Raw genomic sequence first — 711 nt, 5'->3', positions numbered from 1 at the left:
AATTCGGGTTATTTATCTAATCTATCCTAACCACTTGATTTTCATTCGCATATGAAAACCAATAAAAAGATCTTTTATCAGATCTATTATCGGTATCTTCTTCTTTTTTCATTAAAACGTCGGCATCATCTTTTGATATGACGTAATACTCAATAGGTTTTTTTTCCTTTTTCTTAACATCAAAATTCAATAATAATGCTTTTTCGAAATCCGAAACATAAAAATAATGCTCAAGATGAACAAGTTTGTTATCTCTAACAAAGATAATTTTTGAAAAGTTATCCAAATCCACATCAATTTTTAAGTTTATAGCACTTTCAACCTCTTTACGTTCATATCCACTGTTTATTACATACATATAATCCCACTCAAATGGTGTGATATTTTTCATATTGACAATACATTCATCATTCACATGGCAATATTTATCTGTATAAAAAAATAGATCTTCGGGTATATTAACCTCTCTGTAACTGTACAAATAAAGCACAGAGAAAAACATAACAAACAAAGTAATTAATTTACTTTTTCGCCCCAGCAAATAATTTTTTGGGTTAAAAACTATCATCATCGCCTCTCCCTAAGCTGCCCATTCGTATAAAAAAGTCGGCTTTTTGTCGGAGGTAGTATCGAACTTAATTGCGTATACATTCCAACCGAAAAAGCCGAGCTTAAATTTACATTATTTTGAATGTCGTTATCATTGATACT

1 protein-coding gene is annotated in these 711 nt (G+C 29.8%); it reads right to left on the bottom strand.

Annotation, left to right across the window (positions count from 1 at the left end; all coding sequences use genetic code 11):
- Positions 1 to 16 precede the first annotated feature (16 nt).
- Positions 17 to 571 carry a hypothetical protein gene (locus tag Xhom_RS25210; protein ID WP_069315036.1) on the bottom strand — a complete coding sequence of 185 codons (555 nt, stop codon included), beginning with the start codon at positions 569 to 571 and terminating at the stop codon, positions 17 to 19.
- Positions 572 to 711: the final 140 nt, after the last annotated feature.

The sequence above is a fragment of the Xenorhabdus hominickii genome (assembly GCF_002632725.1).
GTDB classification, from domain to species: domain Bacteria; phylum Pseudomonadota; class Gammaproteobacteria; order Enterobacterales; family Enterobacteriaceae; genus Xenorhabdus; species Xenorhabdus hominickii.
The sequence above is the reverse complement of the archived record's forward strand: the minus strand, read 5'-3'. Positions and strand labels throughout refer to the sequence as shown.

Bases quoted from the DNA above. Each gene is read 5' to 3' on its own strand.
- Xhom_RS25210 (WP_069315036.1), bottom strand. From the start codon at position 571: ATGATGATAGTTTTTAACCCAAAAAATTATTTGCTGGGGCGAAAAAGT.